The organism is Methylobrevis pamukkalensis (assembly GCF_001720135.1).
Classification (GTDB): Bacteria; Pseudomonadota; Alphaproteobacteria; order Rhizobiales; family Pleomorphomonadaceae; genus Methylobrevis; species Methylobrevis pamukkalensis.
On the sequence record NZ_MCRJ01000284.1, the window covers coordinates 1 to 852 of the forward strand.

1 pseudogene is annotated in these 852 nt (G+C 67.5%); it reads right to left on the reverse strand.

From position 1 onward, the window contains the following. Nucleotides 1-852 (reverse strand): annotated as a pseudogene (locus A6302_RS20535) (AMP-binding protein); the annotation flags it as partial.

Sequence of the window (852 nt, forward strand, 5' to 3'; positions counted from 1 at the left end):
GTCCAGACCTCCACCGCCATGCCGAGGCCCGCGTCTGGATCTCGCCCTTCCACACGGCCGGTCGGATCGCCGAGCACGAAGCAGGAGACGATGTCCGTGCCGCCGGAGATCGAGGCGAGATGGATGTCGGACTTGATGCCCTGGTAGACGAAATCGAAGCTTTCGGGCGCAAGCGGCGAGCCGGTGGAGCAGAGCGCGCGCAGGGTCGAGAGATAGTGGCTCTCCTTCGGCACCAGACCGGCCTTCTTCACCGCGTCGATGTATTTCGCCGAGGTGCCGAACAGGGTCATGCCTTCGGCGTCGGCAAAATCGAACAGCACCTCGGGGCCGGGATGGAACGGCGAGCCGTCGAACAGCAGCAGCGTCGCGCCCGCCGCAAGGCCGCCGACCAGCCAGTTCCACATCATCCAGCCGCAGGTGGTGAAGTAGAACACCCGGTCGCCGGGCCGGGTGTCGGCGTGGAAGCAGTGTTCCTTCAGATGCTGCAGCAGCACCCCGCCGGCCCGGTGGACGATGCATTTCGGCACGCCCGTGGTGCCCGAGGAAAACAGGATGTAGAGCGGGTGATCGAACGGCAGGCGCGTGAACACCGGTTCGGCCGCCGCGAAGGGCGCGATGAAATCGCCGAGCGTCACCGCCTTCGGCAGCCGGGCCGCGACCGCCTCGGCCTCGCGAGATAGGGCACGATCACCACGGCCGTCACCCCCGGCAATTCCGGCACGATCTCGGCCAGCTTGTCGGCGATCGCGATCCGTTTGCCGGCGTACCAGTAGCCGTCGACGCTGACGAACACCTTCGGCGCGATCTGGCCGAAGCGGTCGAGCACGCCGCGCGGGCCGAAATCCGGCGAGG